The sequence below is a fragment of the Micromonospora chersina genome, from assembly GCF_900091475.1.
GTDB lineage: Bacteria > Actinomycetota > Actinomycetes > Mycobacteriales > Micromonosporaceae > Micromonospora > Micromonospora chersina.
Window position 1 is genome coordinate 1573742 of record NZ_FMIB01000002.1, and the last position, 17281, is coordinate 1591022.

The 17281-nt window shown below is 74.6% G+C and carries 12 protein-coding genes and 1 pseudogene; 4 read left to right on the top strand and 9 right to left on the bottom strand.

All coding sequences use genetic code 11. From position 1 onward, the window contains the following. Nucleotides 1–57: 57 nt before the first annotated feature. Nucleotides 58–2874 carry a M14 family zinc carboxypeptidase gene (locus GA0070603_RS07295; protein WP_091309035.1) on the top strand — a complete coding sequence of 939 codons (2817 nt, stop codon included), beginning with the start codon at nucleotides 58–60 and terminating at the stop codon, nucleotides 2872–2874. 70 nt (nucleotides 2875–2944) lie between these two features. On the opposite strand, the gene GA0070603_RS07300 is transcribed toward GA0070603_RS07295, so the two are convergent. The 4 genes and pseudogenes from GA0070603_RS07300 to GA0070603_RS31445 form a co-directional block, all read right to left on the bottom strand. After that, entirely contained in the window at nucleotides 2945–4228 is a 1284-nt protein-coding gene (locus tag GA0070603_RS07300) for a citrate synthase (protein ID WP_091309039.1), read from the bottom strand. A 194-nt stretch (nucleotides 4229–4422) separates the two neighbouring features. After that, nucleotides 4423–6439 (bottom strand): annotated as a pseudogene (locus tag GA0070603_RS07305) (sulfatase-like hydrolase/transferase); the annotation flags it as partial. A gap of 15 nt (nucleotides 6440–6454) precedes the next feature. After that, a complete protein-coding gene (locus tag GA0070603_RS07310) occupies nucleotides 6455–7870 on the bottom strand; it encodes a class I SAM-dependent methyltransferase (RefSeq protein WP_091309046.1) in 1416 nt (471 codons plus the stop codon). A 5-nt stretch (nucleotides 7871–7875) separates the two neighbouring features. Further along, complete coding sequence (locus GA0070603_RS31445) at nucleotides 7876–8025, bottom strand: hypothetical protein (RefSeq protein WP_167364301.1); 150 nt, start codon at nucleotides 8023–8025, stop codon at nucleotides 7876–7878. 180 nt (nucleotides 8026–8205) lie between these two features. Between GA0070603_RS31445 and GA0070603_RS07315 the strand changes: the two genes are divergently transcribed. Next, nucleotides 8206–8604: a VOC family protein gene (locus GA0070603_RS07315; protein WP_091309051.1), complete on the top strand. Its 399-nt coding sequence runs from the start codon at nucleotides 8206–8208 to the stop codon at nucleotides 8602–8604. 29 nt (nucleotides 8605–8633) lie between these two features. On the opposite strand, the gene GA0070603_RS07320 is transcribed toward GA0070603_RS07315, so the two are convergent. The 5 genes from GA0070603_RS07320 to GA0070603_RS07340 form a co-directional block, all read right to left on the bottom strand. Further along, entirely contained in the window at nucleotides 8634–9341 is a 708-nt protein-coding gene (locus tag GA0070603_RS07320) for an AraC family transcriptional regulator (protein ID WP_091309055.1), read from the bottom strand. 92 nt (nucleotides 9342–9433) lie between these two features. Further along, nucleotides 9434–10660, bottom strand: coding sequence for a bifunctional glycosyltransferase family 2/GtrA family protein (locus GA0070603_RS07325; RefSeq protein WP_091309058.1), 1227 nt, complete (start codon nucleotides 10658–10660; stop codon nucleotides 9434–9436). Between the two features lie 3 nt (nucleotides 10661–10663). Beyond that, on the bottom strand, nucleotides 10664–13117 hold the full coding sequence (locus GA0070603_RS07330; RefSeq protein ID WP_091309061.1) for an ArnT family glycosyltransferase: 2454 nt from the start codon (nucleotides 13115–13117) through the stop codon (nucleotides 10664–10666). A gap of 45 nt (nucleotides 13118–13162) precedes the next feature. Continuing rightward, a complete protein-coding gene (locus GA0070603_RS07335; RefSeq protein ID WP_091309063.1) occupies nucleotides 13163–14668 on the bottom strand; it encodes a sensor histidine kinase in 1506 nt (501 codons plus the stop codon). Continuing rightward, the gene (locus tag GA0070603_RS07340; RefSeq protein WP_091321662.1) at nucleotides 14646–15386 is read right to left on the bottom strand and encodes a response regulator transcription factor; all 741 of its coding nucleotides are present in this window, start codon (nucleotides 15384–15386) and stop codon (nucleotides 14646–14648) included. The genes GA0070603_RS07335 and GA0070603_RS07340 overlap by 23 nt, the downstream gene beginning before the upstream one ends. A gap of 169 nt (nucleotides 15387–15555) precedes the next feature. Here GA0070603_RS07340 and GA0070603_RS07345 point away from each other — a divergent pair, with 169 nt between their 5' ends. Then, nucleotides 15556–16377 carry an FAD:protein FMN transferase gene (locus GA0070603_RS07345; protein WP_091309068.1) on the top strand — a complete coding sequence of 274 codons (822 nt, stop codon included), beginning with the start codon at nucleotides 15556–15558 and terminating at the stop codon, nucleotides 16375–16377. Between the two features lie 9 nt (nucleotides 16378–16386). Then, nucleotides 16387–17280 carry an SDR family oxidoreductase gene (locus GA0070603_RS07350; RefSeq protein WP_091309072.1) on the top strand — a complete coding sequence of 298 codons (894 nt, stop codon included), beginning with the start codon at nucleotides 16387–16389 and terminating at the stop codon, nucleotides 17278–17280. Nucleotide 17281: the final 1 nt, after the last annotated feature.

Consider the following 17281-nt stretch of genomic DNA (forward strand, 5'->3'; position numbering starts at 1 on the left):
GCTCATACGTTCGATCCAGCTCGCTCGATCTGCCCCCGAGTGAAACGAGGCATCCCGATGCGCCTGTCGAAGCGTCCACGCAGGGCGGTCCCCACGAGAAGAACGGCCGGCGTCGCCGCGCTGCTCCTGCTGGCCGGCCTGACGCCGTTGCTCGGAGGCACGCCGGCCGGCGCCGCCCCCACGGCGCCCGGCTGCAGCGACGACCCGACCGCCCGGCTGTCCACGGTGCCCAGCCCCGAGTCCGCGCTGGGCTTCCCGCTCGGCACCGGCCAGGAGCGGGTCGTCACCAACGACGAGGTCCGGAGCTACCTCACTGCCGTCGACGCCGCCTCCGACCGGGTCGTCACCGGCGTCATGGCGACGAGCGTGCTCGGCCAGCCGCTGCCGTACGCCGTCGTCTCGAACGAGCGGCACGTCCGGCCGGGCGCGCTGCGGCAGATCGCCGACGACATCCGCGACCTGCGGGACCCGCGCCGGACGAAGCCGACGAAGGCCGCCGAGACCGCGACTGACCGCCCGGCCATCGTCTGGGTGACCGCGAACGTGCACGGCGGGGAGAAGAGCGGCACGGACGCCGCGCTCAAGACCCTGTACGAGCTGGCGTCCGGCCTGTCCTGCGCGGTCGCGCAGCGGAACGACAACCTGGTGACCGTCATCGTGCCGACCCAGAACCCCGACGGCCGCGACGCCGGCCGCCGGCAGAACGAGTACGGCTTCGACATGAACCGGGACTGGTTCGCCCGCACCCAGCAGGAGACCGACGGCAAGATCGAACTACTGCGCCAGTACCCGCCGCAGGTGTTCGTCGACGCGCACGAGATGGGCGGCCGGCAGTACTTCTTCCCGCCCAACGCCGACCCGATCCACCACGAGATCGCCAGCGAGAACGTCGACTGGATCAACCGGATCGGCGAGGCCAACAAGGCCGGCTTCGGCTTCAACGGCGCCTGCGGCGGCGCCGTCACCACCGAGTGCTACTTCAACTACGCCACCTACGACCTGTTCTTCATGGGCTACGGCGACACCGTCCCGGCCGCCGGCTTCGGCGCCGCCGGCATGACCTTCGAGAAGGGCAGCGCGTCGGCGGTGGCCGACCGGGTCCAGCAGCAGTTCCACACCCAGTGGTCCACCCTCGGCTGGGCCGCGGCGAACAAGCACGAGGTGCTGACCGGCTACTACAAGATCTGGACGGACGCGCTCGCCGAGGGCCGGGCCGGGACGCTGGAGCCGAACGAGGTGGTCCAGCCGACCAACACCGTCCAGTTCCCGGTGCCGGACATCAGCGTCCGCTCGTACTTCCTGCTCCCCGACCGCCAGCTCGGCGACGTGCGCCGGCTGGTCGAGCGGCTGCGCGGGATGGACGTCGAGGTCTACGAGGTGACCAGACCGACGACGGTGCCCACCGCCCGGGTCTTCGGCGGGCGCACCGCGACCGACGTCACGGTGCCCGTGGGCGCGTACTGGATCCCGATGGACCAGCCGCAGAAGCACTGGATCCAGGCGATCATGGGCGAGGACCCGTACGTGCCGTTCCCCTACTTCTACGACGTGTCGTCCTGGAGCAACCCGCTGCTCATGGGCGTGGACACCATCTACACCGGCGACGACGTCCGGCCGCACGCCAAGCTGGTCCGGCAGATCAGCGGCGGCACGACCTCGGCGGCCGGGGCGAAGGGGTCGTACGCGTACCCGCTGGACTCGGCGGCGGCGGCCGAACTGACCTTCCGGCTGCTCGGCCGGGGCGTGCCGCTCGTCCGCGACCTCGACACCGGCGTGGTCGGCTTTCCCGCGAAGAGCCTGACCCCGGAGATCGACCGGCTGGCCCGGTCGCTCGGGGTGAGCCTGAGCCCGAGCGGCGCGGCGGCCACCGGCAGCCCGGTGGACCTGCCGGACGTCGGGCTGTTCCAGGGCACCGGCATCTCCACCACCTCCGGCTCGCACGGCGAGGCACGGTACGTGCTCGGCAAGCGGTGGGGGCTCGACCTCACGCCGGTGACGACCGCCGACATCAACGACAACACCCCGGCGTTCACCGGGCGCACCGTGCTGCTCGTGCCGGACGGCAGCAGCGCGACCGGCGGGCTCACCGCCGCCGGGCAGGCCAACCTGCGGAACTGGATCGCCCAGGGTCACACCTACGTCGGCCTGCGCAACGAGGGCACCCGGATGGCCCGGGCCGCCGGCCTCACCTCCACCACGGAGAAGGCGAAGCCGGCGGACTATCGGATGATCGGGTCGCACCTGCGGGTCGACGTCGACAGCAGCAGCCCGGTCGCGCTGGGCCGCCCGGCGGAGGACTTCGAGTTCAACAACAGCGACTCGATCCTCAACCCGAGCAGCACCGGCACCAACGTGCTCAGCTACCCGTCCGGCGACACCTTCTGGGCCAACGGCTACACCGTGCGCAGCGACGTGCTGAAGGGCACCGTCGCGCTGGTGGACGAGCCCACCGGCGCCGGTCGGGCCGTGCTGTTCGCGTTCAACCCGCTGTTCCGGGCGTACAACGAGAACGGTCTGCACCTGGTGGCCAACGCGCTGCTCTACCCGTCGGGCGCGGCGGCGGACCGCGGCGCCACGCGGCGGACGACAGGTGTCGACCCCGCCCGGGCGGCCGCGGCGGCCCAGCCGGTGGCGGACGACCTGGGCGGCGAGTGGCGCCCGATCACGGTCGAGGTGGCGGCCGGTGACCGCGGTCGCGCCGAGGCGGTCGTCGCCCGGTACACCGACACCGCCCGGGTCTCCGAGGTGAACGGGTCGGCCTACCTGGTGATCCCGAACCCGGCCGGCCTCCAGGCCGACGAGCACCCGTTCCTGCGTGACCTGGTGGGCGCCCTCCGGGACGCGCGGATCCCGCTGCGTTCCCTGGTGGGCTGACGCACCGGCCCGCACAGACGAAGGCCGCCGACCCGCGCGGGGTCGGCGGCCTTCGGCGTCGGGACCGGGCTCAGCGCTCCGTCGCGGGGACGTAGTCCCGCTCGGCGTAGCCGGTGTAGATCTGCCGCGGGCGGCCGATCTTGGTCTCCGGGTCGTTGATCATCTCGCGCCACTGCGCGATCCAGCCGGGGAGCCGGCCCAGCGCGAAGAGCACCGTGAACATCTTGGTCGGGAAGCCCATGGCCTTGTAGATGAGGCCGGTGTAGAAGTCCACGTTCGGGTAGAGCCGGCGGGAGACGAAGAAGTCGTCGGCGAGCGCGATCTCCTCCAGCTGCACCGCGAGGTCGAGCAGCGGGTCCGGCTTGGCCATCCGGCCGAGCACGTCCTGGGCGGCCTTCTTCACGATGGCGGCACGCGGGTCGTAGTTCTTGTAGACCCGGTGGCCGAAGCCCATCAGCTTCACGCCGTCCTGCTTGTCCTTGACCTTCTGCACGAAGGACCGCACGTCGCCGCCGTCGGCCTGGATCTTCTGGAGCATCTCCAGCACGGCCTGGTTGGCGCCGCCGTGCAGCGGGCCGAACAGCGCGTTCACGCCGGCCGAGACCGAGGCGAACAGGTTGGCGTTGCTGGAGCCGACCAGCCGGACGGTCGAGGTGGAGCAGTTCTGCTCGTGGTCGGCGTGCAGGACGAACAGCATGTCCAGCACCTTCGACATCACCGGGTCGACCTCGTACTCCTCGGCCGGAACACCGAAGGTCATCCGCAGCAGGTTGTCGACGTAGCCCAGCGAGTTGTCCGGGTAGAGCAGCGGCTGGCCGATCGACTTCTTGTACGCGTACGAGGCGATGGTGGGGACCTTCGCCATCAGCCGGATCGTCGACATCTCCACGTGCTCGGAGTCGAACGGGTCCAGGCTGTCCTGGTAGAAGGTCGAGATGGCGCTGACGGCCGACGAGAGCACGGCCATCGGGTGCGCGTCGCGCGGGAAGCCGTCGAAGAAGCGGCGCATCTCCTCGTGCAGCAGCGAGTGCCGCCGGATCCGGTCGCTGAACTCGGTCAGCTGCGTCTGCGTCGGCAGCTCGCCGTAGATCAGCAGGTACGAGACCTCCAGGAAGGAGGACTTCTCGGCCAGCTGCTCGATCGGGTAGCCGCGGTACCGCAGGATGCCCGCGTCACCGTCGATGTAGGTGATCGCGGACGAGCAGGACGCGGTGTTCACGAAACCGGGGTCGTACGTCGTCATCCCGGTTTCCTTCAGCAGCTTGCCCACCCCGATCCCGGCGGGCCCCTCGACCGCGGGCTGTACCGGCATCGACAGCTGCCCACCGGGGTGGTCGAGCTTGACTTCCGTCATCTGTTCCTCGCTTCGCCGGCAAGATCTTCGTTGAATTGCCTTCGCTTTTACCGTAATCACGGTGGGGAGGACACCGCTCGTCATGGTTCTGTGGTGAGGTATGCGTCACCCGATTCCCGACTTGCCGACTCGGAAACCCCGTGGAAGCGCGTCCACACCGAGCTGGGAAGGCTACCCGCCGAAGCTGTGGATGATCACGACAGGGTGAGCCGGCGCAGCGTCCCGTCGGCGTCGACGCGGTAGAGGTCGAGCCGGTTGGACCCGGGGGCGAAGAGCCGGTCGTCGGGCAGGAGCGCGGCGAAACGCCGGCCGCCGGGATCGGGCCGGACCACCGGCACGACCGCGCCGACCGTGCCGTTGACCGCCACCGCGAGCCGGGTGCCGTCCGGGACCGAGGCGGGCACCGTCCCCCAGACCAGCGCGGGCAGTTCGCCGTGCGCGGGGTCGACGTCGCGGAACGCGGCGAGGTCGGCCACCGTGGCCGTACCCCCGGAAGGCTTCTCCCCCACGTGGGTGCCGAGCAGCGGGTCGGGCGGCGGTGGGGCGGGCGGGGTCGGCACGCCTCCGGTGATCGTCAGCGGCTGGCCGGGCCGGTCGTAGAAGCGCTTGTCGGCGCGCTCGCGCGGGGCCTGCCGCGCCGAGCGGCCGTCCATCCGCCAGGGGATCCGCACGTGCGTCTCGTCGGCGATGGTCGGCAGCAGGTCCACGTGCTCCCAGTTCCGGTCGTCGACCCGGCCGGTTCGCTGGCCGGGTTCCTTCACGAACATCGGCACCCAGGCCACCTGGTCGGCCGCGTGGTTGATGGCGTCCAGCCCCCGGCCCTGCCAGTCCCGGCGGAAACTCACCCCGTGGTCGGCGGTGACCAGCACGAGCGCCTTGTCGTAGAGGCCGGTGGCGCGCAGGGTGCGCAGCGTCTCGCCGATCAGCCGGTCGGTGTAGCCGAGCTGGGCGAGGTGCCGGGCCCGGGCCAGGTCCACCCAGCCGGCCCCGTCGTTGGGCAGGTCCTCCGGGGCGGCGTAGTGCGCGCCGGACGGCAGGTACGCCCACGGCGAGTGCGGCATGAGCAGGTGCAGGAAGTGCAGGGTGGGGCGGGCGGCGGGGCGCAGCCCGGCGAGGAAGGCGGTGAACCGGGCCGGCTGGTTGTCGTCGAGGGTGTCCCAGCGGAACTTCGGGTCGGCCGGCACCGGCTCGGCCGCGTCCAGCCCGGCCTCGGCCCGGGTCTGCTCCCGGTAGGAGTCCTCCGGGTCGATCCGGCTGTCCACCGGGGCGGTGACCTGCCGCAGCAGCTTGCCGCTCTCCCGGACCAGCACGCCGAGCCCCTGCTCGGGGCTGACCGGCTGTTCGCAGCGGCTGGGCGGGCAGAGCCGGGTGATGCTCTCCTCGGCCTTGATGTCGTACAGGCCGCCGAGCGCCGTGAACAGGTTGTCCGGGTACTGCGAGTAGTGCGGGGCGAACGGTTCGGCGGGGTAGCGCCCGGTGAGCATGGCCGGCAGCGCGTAGGGCGTCCAGCCGCTGACGCCGGTGGCGTTGCGGTACCAGGTCGAGCCGCCGGCCAGCTCGGCGAAGTGCGGATACCGGGTGGCGTCGATCCGGCCGTCCGGGCCGAGCAGGGAGACCAGCGGCAGCTCGTCCAGGACGATCATGACCACCGGCGGGTGGGCGCCGGCGCCGGCCACCCCGGCGGCGCCGCCGTGCCCCTTGGGCAGCACCACGGCCGAGGCCGGCGACGCGAACAGGAACAGGCCGACGAAGACCAGCGGGCCGACCGCGGCCACCCGCAGCACCCGGCCCGGGGCCCGCCACCGCCGGTGGGCGGCCGCCGCGGCGGCGCCGGCCACACCCGCCACGAGCAGCAGGGGTACGCCCCGAAGCGGCGTCACCTGCCGGCCCACCTGGACCGCGAGCGCGGCCAGCAGCAGCCCCACGACAAACGTGTGCACGGCCGCCCGGGCGAGTCGACCGGCGACCAGGCCGACCGCGCCGAGCAGGGCGAACGGCACGGTCGGCGCGATCGCGATCAACGCCACCAGCAGCAGCACGTCGGCCCGGGAGGCGCGGTGGAACAGGAAGAAGTCGGGGCTGCGGCCGAGCACGTCCAGCAGCGGCTGGGTCACCACCAGCCCGACCAGCGCCACCACCTCCAGCAGCCGGCCCGTCTCGCCACGCCAGCGGCCCCGGGGCCGGTCCGGGGTCGCCGGCGGCGCCTGCGGGGGCGCGAGCGTTCCCTCAGCCACCCACCACCACCTGGTAGAGGGTGCGGGTGCCCGACGGCAGGTCGGTGCGCGCCACGACCCGCCCGCGCGCCGCGAGCAGCGACTCGAACGCCTCCCGGTGGTAGTCCGGGAAGAGCCCGTCCGGCTTGTTGGCCAGCAGCCGGCGGGCCATCGGGTCCTCCGGGTGGACGAACTCGACCACCAGGCTGCCGCCCGTCACGGTCAGCGCGGCGAGCTGGTCCAGCACCTCGGGCAGCGGCACGTTCCGGCCGATCGCCAGGTGGTGCACCACGGCCAGCGCGAGCACCACGTCGGCCCGGGCCCGGTCGGCGAAGGAGGCCCGCTCGACGCCCCGCCAGCCGCCACCCGGGGACGGGTCGGCCAGGTCCATCACCAGCGGCAGGATCCGCCCCTCACCCTCGTCGCGCAGCGCCCGGTAGAGGGCGTCCACCACGGCGGGGTCCTGCTCGACGGCGACCACGTGGTCGGCGTGCCGGGCGGCGATCCGGGCGTACCGGCCGTCGTTGGCGCCCAGGTCGAGCACCCGGCCGGGCCCGGTCGCGGCCACCGCCCGGTCGACGAAGTGCTCCTTGGCCTGCCGGTCCGGAACCGAGTACGCGCAGGTCCGCTGGTAGTCCGACCAGTGGCTCTCCCCCGGCCGGTGGTCCAGCCGGCGGACCAGCTTCGCCAGCCCGCGCACGGTGGCCAGGGCCAGCTCGCGCGAGTAGCCGGCGGCCCGCAACTGGGCCCGCACCGCGCTGGTGCTGGCCTCGGCGTTGCGGTTCTGCATGGCGCCGTGCAGGTGCACGTGGGTGAGCACCCCGGCCCGCCAGCGCCGGGCCCCGCCGAACAGGCGGCGCATCTGGTCCGGCTCGATTCCGTCGATCCGCGCCCGCAGGAACGGCTGGAAGTCGAGCCCCAGGTGGGCCTGGACCAGCAGCGGGTAGAGCAGGGTCTGGCAGAACTGGCGGTAGCCGGCCCAGGGCTCGCCGTCGCGGGCCGCCTCGAACGAGCCGACGTCGATGAAGACCGGCGCGGCGCCCCGCCACTGCACGTTGTAGGCGGAGCCGTCCTTCGTGGTGAAGCCTGCGGCCAGCGCGGCGCGCAGCACCTCCAGGTGCAGCAGGGCGGCGTCCCGGAGCATCCCGTACGACCATTCGTAGGGGTGCGAGACGAACGGGATCCGCTCGTGCCGCAGCACCGCGGCCCAGGGCACGTCGACCGGGGTGGGGAACACCTCCTCGGTGCCGCAGACCTGACCGGTGGCGAGCAGGTCCCGGAAGAAGTCGCTGGCCGCCAGGGCGCGCCAGTCGCGCGCCGACCGCTCGTCGAGCCCGCGCAGCACCTCGCCGGCGCGGTGGAAGACCCGGTTGCCCGGGTCGCGGAAGGAGCCGGGCTCGGCGCGCAGGCCGGTGTCGGGAAGCGCCACGCCGGTCAGCCCTGGTCGGTGGGCTGCCGGCGGAACCGGGCCACCAGCCGTCGCCAGTAGAGCTTGGCGGCCACCGCCACGCCGGCCACCCCTCCGACCACCGCCTGCACGATCAGGCTGCCGGATCCCGCGTCCAGGTAGGCCAGGTGCGTCACGGCCAGCTCCCTTCCTTCGCCAGTCATCGGAGTCCGGCCCGATATGAGAGCTTTACCGCTCTAAGCCGGACTTGTCCCACACCGTACGCTCCCGCTCCCGGCCGTGAGGCCACACCGGTCACTCGTCCCCCGTCCGATCCGTTCAAGACGGCCCGGCCCGCCGGCTCCTACCGTGGCGGCATGACACCGCAGTTCGATCTCATCGGAATGGTCGTCACCGACATGGGGCGCACCCTGGACTTCTACCGCCGGATCGGGCTGCCGGTCCCACCCGGCGCGGAACACGAGCCGCACGTGGAGATCACCCTCGACAACGGCGTCCGGCTCGCCTGGGACACGGTCGAAACGATCCGCGGCTTCGACAGCGGCTACGCACCGGCGACCGGCGGCCCGCGCGCCGCCCTGGCCTTCCGCTGCGCCGACCCGGCCGAGGTGGACCGCTGGTACGCCGAGATGACCGCCGCCGGCCACCATGGTCACCTGGCGCCGTGGGACGCCTTCTGGGGCCAGCGGTACGCCGTCCTGCACGACCCCGACGGCAACGGCGTCGACCTGTTCGCCCCACTCAAGCCCGAGTGAACAACTGCCGCTGCGGCGAGCGGAGACGCTCAGGCGGCGGGCGGCAGCAGGCGGGTCGGGGGGACCCCGGCGAACTCCTTCACCTCGCGGGTGAGGTGGGCCTGGTCGGCGTACCCGGCCAGGACGGCGACCTCGGCCAGCGGGGTGCCGGCGCCGGCCAGGTCGAGGGCGCGGCGCATCCGGAGGATGCGGGCGAGGGTCTTCGGGCCGTACCCGAAGAGGAGCCGGCTGCGCCGGTGCAGGGCCCGCGCGCCCAGGCCGACCTCGGCGGCGGTGGCGGCGACGGTCGCGCCGGCCGCCAGCCGCGCGGCGACCCGGGCGCCGAGCGGGTCGGGCCCGCCCGCGGCCCGCAGCCGGCGCAGCGCCACCTCCTCCAGTACGCCGCCGACCGGCCATCCGCGCGCCTCGGCCGCCGCGACGCGGTCGGCCAGGTCGGTGGCGGCCGGTCCCCACAGGTCGTCGAGGGGCACGCGCAGGTCGCGCAGTTCGTCGGCGGGGATCCCGAACACGGCGGGCCCGATGCCCGGCGGAAGCCGCAGCCCGACCCACCGCTCCCCCGGCACGCTCACCGACAGGTGCGCCTGCCGGTCCGGCCCGGCCACCAGCAGCCCGGACCGGCTGGACCAGAGCAGGTCCAGGCACCCGTCCGGCAGCACCCGCACCGGCCCGTCGCCGCGCGAGACGCTCGCCCACCGCACGGCCCCGGGGATTCCCGGTGCCGCCTCCTCCCGGTACATGCCCCCACCCTGCCACGCCGGGGCGCGGTCGCCGCTGCGGATCGTGGCGAGTTTCCGTTCCCCACGAACGGAAACTCGCCACGATCGGGCAGTCAGGCGCGGTGGTGCATGGCGAGGCGCAGCAGGGTGAAGCGGAGGGCGGTCGCCGCCAGGTTGGCGGCGATCAGCACGGTCAGCTCCAGGGCGCGGGGCGGAGTGCCGGCGGTGGCGTGCAGCACCGCCAGGGAGCCGCTGGTCAGGGCCAGGCCGAGGGCGAAGGCGAGCAGGCCCTGAAGGTGGTGCCGGCCGGCGTGCCGGCGGCCGGTGACGCCGAAGGTGAGCCGCCGGTTGGCCGCCGTGTTGGCCACCGCCGTCACCAGCAGGGCCAGAAGGTTCGCCGGTTGCGCCCCGAGCGGGCCGCGGGCCAGCAGGAACAGCAGCAGGTACGCGAGCGTGCTGCCCACCCCGACCGCCGCGAACCGGGCGAGCTGCCGGGGCAGCCCGGCCGGCACCTGCGCCGGTGGCGCCTGCAGCGGCGCCCGGCCGAGCTGGGCGCGCAGGTCGGCCAGGGGCAGCGCCCCGGTGACCAGGGCGCGGCCCAGCCGCCAGATGCCACGCAGGTCGGCCATCGCGGTGGCCACGATGTCCACCCGGCTGTCCGGGTCGTCGACCCAGTCGACCGGCACCTCGTGGATCCGCAGCCCGGACCGCTGGGCCAGGACCAGCAGCTCGGTGTCGAAGAACCAGCCGGTGTCCTGCACCAGAGGCAGCAGCCCGGCCGCCACGTCGGCGCGGATCGCCTTGAACCCGCACTGCGCGTCGGAGAAGCGCACCGCGAGGGTGCCGCGCAGCAGCAGGTTGTAGCCGCGCGAGATCACCTCCCGCTTGGCACCCCGGACCACCCGGCTGGTCCGCGCCAGCCGGGTGCCGATGGCCAGGTCCGAGTGGCCGGAGATGAGCGGGGCGACCAGCGGCAGCAGCGCCGCCAGGTCGGTGGAGAGGTCGACGTCCATGTACGCGAGCACCGGCGCCGGCGAGGCCGACCAGGCGGCCCGCAGCGCCCGGCCCCGCCCCTTGGCGTCGAGGTGCAGCACCCCGACCTCAGGCAACTCGGCCGCGAGCGCCTCGGCCACCGCGAGGGTGCCGTCCACGCTGGCGTTGTCCGCCACGGTGATCCGGAACGGGTACGGGAAGTGCGCCGTGAGGTGCGCGTGCAGCCGCCGGACGCAGGGGGCGAGATCGGCCTCCTCGTTGTAGACGGGCACCACCACGTCCAGCACCGCCGTGGGCGCCGTGGGCCGGGCCTGCACCGCGGCCCGGGGTTCGCGCGTGTCGGTCATCGCTCAGCCCTGCTTCCCGCTGCTCAGGTCGTACACGGTCACGCCGCCGACGGTCTGCGCCGTGAAGTTCTCGGCGACCCAGCCGGCGATCTCGGATGAGGCGCTGCTGCCGCCGTTGGCCCGGAACCCGCCGCCGCCGATGAAGTAGTGGATCCTGCCCTCGGCGACGTACCGCTGGAACTGGGCGAGGGTCGGCGACGGGTCGCTGCCGTTGAAGCCGCCGATCGGCATCACCGGCTCGCGAGTGGCGAGCTGGTAGCCGGAGGCGTTGTTCGAGCCGACCGTGGCGGCGACCCAGGTGTAGTCGTCCGCGTCGGCCTCCAGCAGCGCCTTCAGCTCGGCGCTCGGCTCGCGGGCGTCGAGCAGCCCGCCCATGCCGCCGCCCTGCGACCGGCCGCCGCCGGGGAACTGCTGATTGCCGCCGCCCGGGAAGCCGGTGCCGGTCTGGCCGCCCGGGAAGCCGGTGCCGCCGCCGGGGAACGCGGGGAACTGGCCGTTCTGGCCGGTGCCGTCGGGCGCGGTCCCGCCGTTCTGGGCCGTGCCGCCGGTCTGGCCGCCCGGGAAGCCGGGGAACCCGCCCGGGAACTGGCCGCCGGGGAACTCCATGCCGCCGGGCATCCGGCCGCCGCCCGGGAACCCGCCGCGACCGCCGGGGCCGAAGCCGCCCTGCACGAACGGGCCGGCGCTGGGGATCGAGCCGGTGTGCGCGGTCGCCGCCGTCTGGAGCGAGTAGGCCACCGGGCCGGCGAGCGCGGCCGCCGCACCGAGCGCGAGCAGCACCGGGGCCACCCGCCGGGGCAGCCGGTCGGCGAGGAGCAGCAGCGCGGCGGCGGCCAGGCCGACGACGAGCACGGCCGTGCGCAGCCACGGGTACCAGTCGGCGCTGCGGCCGAGCAGGCGCCAGGACCACCAGGCGGTGACCGCGAGGGTGCCGGCCAGGATCACGGTCGCGGCGAACCCGCGCCGCCGTCCCCGGGCGAATGGCCCACCCACCAGGGCGACCGGGGCGACCGGGGTGGTCAGCGCGCCACCGGTACCGGTTGCGGGCACGCTCGACGGGTCCACGACGGGCTGGCCCGGCACTCCGGCCGGAGCGGCTGTCGCGCCACCTGGCGCCTCCGCCACGACGGCGGCCGGCGGGAGAGGGCCGGTGGCGGTTGCCGGGGCGTACCCGGGGCTGGGCGCGGCGGCGACGGCCGGTGTCGTCCGGGCGCGCCAGAGCAGGGTCGCCCCGATGCCGACCAGCGCGCCGACCGCCGGCGCGAGGGCCACCGTGTAGTACGCGTGGAAGATCCCGGACATGAAGCTGAAGATCAGCCCGGTGACCAGCAGCCAGCCACCCCAGAGCAGCAGCCCGGCCCGCGTCCGGTCGGTACGCGCCGCCCGACCGGCCAGCCACAGCCCGGCGACCAGCAGGATCAGCGCGGCCGGTAGCAGCCAGGAGATCTGGCCGCCGACCTCGGTGTCGAACATCCGCAGCAGGCCGGTCTGTCCGGAGAACGGGCCCCCGCCCCCGCCGCCCATCCGGCCGGCGCCGCCGACGCTGCCCTCCTCGTCGCCGGTGATCCGGCCGAGGCCGTTGTAGCCGAGGGTCAGCTCCAGAATGCTGTTGTGCTGCGAGCCGCCGATGTACGGGCGGGCGCTCGCCGGCACCAGCTCGACGATCGCCACCCACCATCCGGCGGCGACCACCACGGCCAGCCCGGAGAGCAGCAGCTGGCGGATCCGCCGCCAGAAGCCGGTGGGCGCGGCCAGCAGGTAGACCCCGGCGAAGACCGGGATCACCAGGAACGCCTGGAGCATCTTGGTGAGGAAGCCGAGGCCGACCAGCGCGCCGGTCAGCGTGATCCACCGGGTGCTGGCCGTCTCGACGGCGCGCACCGTCGCGTACGCGGCGGCGACCAGCAGGAACACCAGCAGGGCGTCCGGGTTGTTGAACCGGAACATCAGCGTGGCCACCGGGGTGACGGCGAGCACGGCGCCGGCGAGCAGGCCGGCGACCGGCCCGTACCAGCGGCGCACGGCGGCGTACAGGACGCCGACCGAGGCGACGCCGAGCAGCGCCTGCGGCACGAGGACGGACCAGCTGCTCAGCCCGAAGAGGCGGACCGAGAGGGCCATCAGCCAGAGCGAGCCGGGGGTCTTGTCGACGGTGATCGAGTTGGCCGCGTCCGAGGAGCCGTAGAAGAACGCCTTCCAGCTCTCCGAGCCGGCCTGCACGGCCGCCGAGTAGAACGCGTTGCCCCAGCCCGAGGCGCCCAGGCCCCAGAGGTAGAGCAGGGCGGTGGCCAGCAGCAGGCCGAGCAGCGCCGGTCGCGTCCAGCGCGGGTCGCGACGGGGCGGCTCGGCCGGCGGCGGCGCCGCGGTCGGGACCGGTTCCGGGGCGGGCGCGGGGGCCGGGTCGGTCGCGGGCGACCCGGCCGTGGGCGCGGTCAGGAGACTCTCTGTTCTGTCCATGCCGGCAAGCCTCGGGCGGCCCGCTGACCCGGCCCCGTGAGCGACCTATGCGTCGCCTGTGCGTTCGGGCAGCCGCACCGTGAAGACGGTCCGGCCGGGGCGGCTCGCCACCTCGACCTCGCCGTGGTGGGCCTCCACCACGGCGGCCACGATGGCCAGGCCGAGGCCGGTGCTGCCGTGGGCGCGGGAGCGGGAGCTGTCGCCGCGGGCGAACCGCTCGAAGACCTCCGGTTGCAGTTCCTCGGGGATCCCGGGGCCGTCGTCGCTGACGCTCAGCTCGACGCCGCCGGCCACCGGCGTGAGCCGGGTGGTCACCGTGGTGCCGGGCGGGGTGTGCACGCGGGCGTTGGCGAGCAGGTTCGCCAGCACCTGGTGCAGGCGGTGGGCGTCGCCGGTGACGCTCAGCGGCTCGTCGGGCAGGTCGAGCTGCCAGCGGTGCTCGGGGCCGGCCACGTGGGCGTCGCTCACCGCGTTGACCACCATGGCGGTGAGGTCGACCGGCTCGGCCGCGAGCGGGCGGCCGGAGTCGATCCGGGCGAGCAGCAGCAGGTCGTCGACGAGGCTGGTCATCCGGGTGCTCTCCGACTCCACCCGGCGCAGGGCGTGGGCCACGTCCGGCGGGACCTCGTCCCGGCCGCGCCGGGCCACCTCCGCGTAGCCGCGGATCGCGGCGAGGGGGGTACGCAGCTCGTGGCTGGCGTCGGCGACGAACTGGCGTACCCGCGTCTCGCTGGCCTGCCGGGCGGCGAGCGCGGCGGCGACGTGGCCGAGCATCCGGTTGAGCGCGCCGCCCACCTGCCCCACCTCGGTACGCGGGTCGGTGTCGGCCGCCGGCACCCGCACCGACAGGGCCACCTCGCCCCGGTCGAGGGGCAGTTCGGTGACCCGGGCGGCGGTGGCGGCGACCCGGTTCAGCGGGCGCAGCGCGGCCCGGACGATCAGCGCGCCGAGCCCACCGGCGATGATCAGCCCGGCGGTGACCAGCCCGGCCTGGGCGACCAGCACCCACATGACCGTCTCGTTCACCGAGGAGAGCGGGATGGCGACGGCCGCCACCACGCCGTCCGAGGGCCGATGGGCCACCGCACGGAAATCACCCCGATCGCCCAGCTCGACGGTGCGGGGCTGCCCGTCCGGAGGCACCGCGGCGAGCGCGGTGATGTCGCTGGCCGGCACCGCCTCGGCCTCCCCGGATTCGGCTCGCACCGTGGCGGTGGTGGTGCCGCAGGCCGTCCACAGGGCGATCGAGCCGGGTGGGAAGCCGCGCGGCGGCTCCGGCTGCGGTTGGTCGCAGGGGTCCGTCCGTCGCGGGTCACCGGGCGGACGCAGCCACGGCGGCATGTCACCGATGCGCCGGTCGGCCATGGTGAGCTGCTTGTCCACCTCGCCGACCAGGAAGTGGCGCAGGGCGATCGTGGTCAGGCCGCCGATGCCGACGCTGACCAGGGCCAGCAGCGCCACCACGGAGAGCACGAGGCGGCGGCGCAGCGACCAGCCGGCCAGCCGGCGCCGCAGCCGACCGCCCCGGTCACTCCGCGGGCTTGAGGACATAACCCGCGCCGCGCAAGGTGTGGATCATGGGCTCGCGGCCCGCGTCGATCTTCTTGCGCAGGTACGAGATGTACAGCTCGACCACGTTGGCCTGGCCGCCGAAGTCGTAGTTCCAGACCCGGTCGAGGATCTGCGCCTTGCTGAGCACCCGGCGCGGGTTGCGCATCAGGTAGCGCAGCAGTTCGAACTCGGTGGCCGTGAGGTTGACCAGGTCGCCGCCGCGGCGTACCTCGTGGCTGTCCTCGTCGAGGCTGAGGTCGCCGACGGTGAGCACGGCCTCCTCGCGGGCGGCGACCGCGAACCCGGAGCGGCGCAGCAGGGCGCGCAGCCGGGCGATCACCTCTTCCAGGCTGAACGGCTTGGTGACGTAGTCGTCGCCGCCGACGGTGAGCCCGGCGATCCGCTCCTCCACGGCGTCCCGGGCGGTCAGGAAGAGCACCGGCACGGTGGGGGCCTGCTCGCGCAGCCGGCGCAGCACCTGGAAGCCGTCCAGGTCCGGCAGCATGACGTCGAGCACCACGGCGTCGGGCTTGAACTGCCGGGCGGCGCTGATGGCCGCCATTCCGTTGCCGGCGGTCGTCACCTGCCAGCCCTCGTAGCGCAGCGCCATCGAGAGCAGGTCGGTGAGCGTCGGCTCGTCGTCCACCACCAGCACCCGCACCGGTTCGCCGTCGGGTCGGCGCAGCTCGATCCGGCCCTGCGCGGCCTGCCCGTTCATGACCATGACCCCCATCGTGGGCGCACCCGCTGTGCCGGTCCTGTCCTGATCCTGTGTACCAGCTGTGCGGGTCGGCCGCGGGGATCCACGCGGCGCCGCTGGGAGAACGCACAGCCGGAGCACAGGCACGGCCCACGTCCTCTCCAGCCTCGCCGGGGACGCTCGGCCCATGAGCGTGGACGGGGCCTTCGAGGTGCGCTGGTGGAGTCGTGGTGCGGCGGTCCGGGTGGCGGTGTCCGATCGTACGGCGCTGCCGGCGGCCCGCCGCGCGGTGGCGCGCCGGCTGGCCGGGCTGCGCGCGGTCGACCTGGAACTGTCCCGGGCGCACCGGGCGGCGGGCCGGGCGGTGCCGGTCGGCCCGCTGCTGCGCGACCTGGTGGCGGTGTCGCTGGGCGCGGCGGAGGCGAGCGGCGGTGCGGTGGACCCGACGGTCGGCGCGGCCCGGCTGCGCCGGTCGGTGGTCCCGCTGCCGGCCTGCGGCTCGGCCTGGGGGCGGCTGGACCGGGGCGAGGGCTGGCGGGCGGTGTCGCTGCGCGGGGACCTCCTCGCGGTGCCCCCGCCGCTCTGGCTGGACCTGGGCGCGACGGCCGGGGCGTACCTGGTGCAGCGGTGCGCCGAGCAGGTGGCGGCCCGGCACGGGGTCGGGGTGCTGGTGGCGGTCGGATCCCGGGTGGCCGTCGCGGGGCCGGCGCCGGCGGGCGGCTGGCGGGTGGCGCACGGGCCGGCCACGCTGACCGGCGGCGCGCTGGTCACCGCCGACGTCCTACGCCCGGACGGCGGCGGGGTACGCGATCCCCGCACCGGCGCCGCGCCGGACTCGCCGTGGGCCGCCGTGACGGTGGCCGCGCCCGACGCCGCGCGGGCCGCGATGCTGGCGGTGGGCGCGCTGGCCCGCGGCGCCGACGGCCCGGAATGGCTGGCCGGACAGGACGTCCGGGCCTGGCCACGGACACGCCGGACGGGCCTTCCCCAGCCTGCTACCCGGTGGTAACTTGCCGGCATGTCCATCGACGGTCGTCCCCCCGGCCGGCTGGCCGGCAAGGTCGTGCTGGTGACCGGGGCGGCCCGGGGCATCGGTGAGCACACCGCCCGGCTCGCCGCCGCCCGGGGCGCCCGGCTGGCGCTGGTCGGGCTGGAGCCCGACCGCCTCGCCGCGCTCGCCGCGGAGCTGGGTCCCGGGCACGTGTGGTTTCCCGCCGACGTCACCGACCAGGCCGAGCTGGCCGCCGCTGTCGACGGCACGGTCGCGGCGCTGGGCGGAATCGACGCCGTGGTGGCGAACGCCGGGGTGGCCAACCGGGGCACCATCGCCGTCGGCGACGTCGAGGCGCTGGTCCGCACGGTCGAGGTGAACCTCATCGGTGCGATGCGCACCGCGGCGGCGACCGTGCCGGCGCTCACCGCCCGCCGGGGCTACCTGCTGATCGTCTCCTCCGCCGCCGCGTTCGCCGCGCTGCCCGGAATGGCCGCCTACTGCGCCTCGAAGGCCGGCGTCGAGCACTTCGGCACGGCCATCCGGCTGGAGCTGGCGCACCGCGGGGTGGCCGTGGGCACGGCGCACCCGTCCTGGGTGGACACCGACCTGGTCCGGGAGGCCCGGGCCGACCTGCCGGCGTTCGAGGCGGCGCTGGCGAAGCTGCCCTGGCCGATGCGGCGGACCACCACGGTGCAGGAGTGCGCCGCGGCGTTCGTCCGGGCGATCGAGCGCCGCCAGCGGCGGGTCTACGTGCCACGAGCCGTCGGCGCCGTGCAGGCGGTCCGGTCGGTGCTGGTCAGCCCGCTCGCCGACCGGCTGATCGGCCGGACCGCGAGGGACACCGTCCCGCTCATCGAGGAGCAGGCCCGGGCGCTCGGCCGGGGCTTCGGAGCGAGCACGCCGGAGGTGCGGCGGTGAG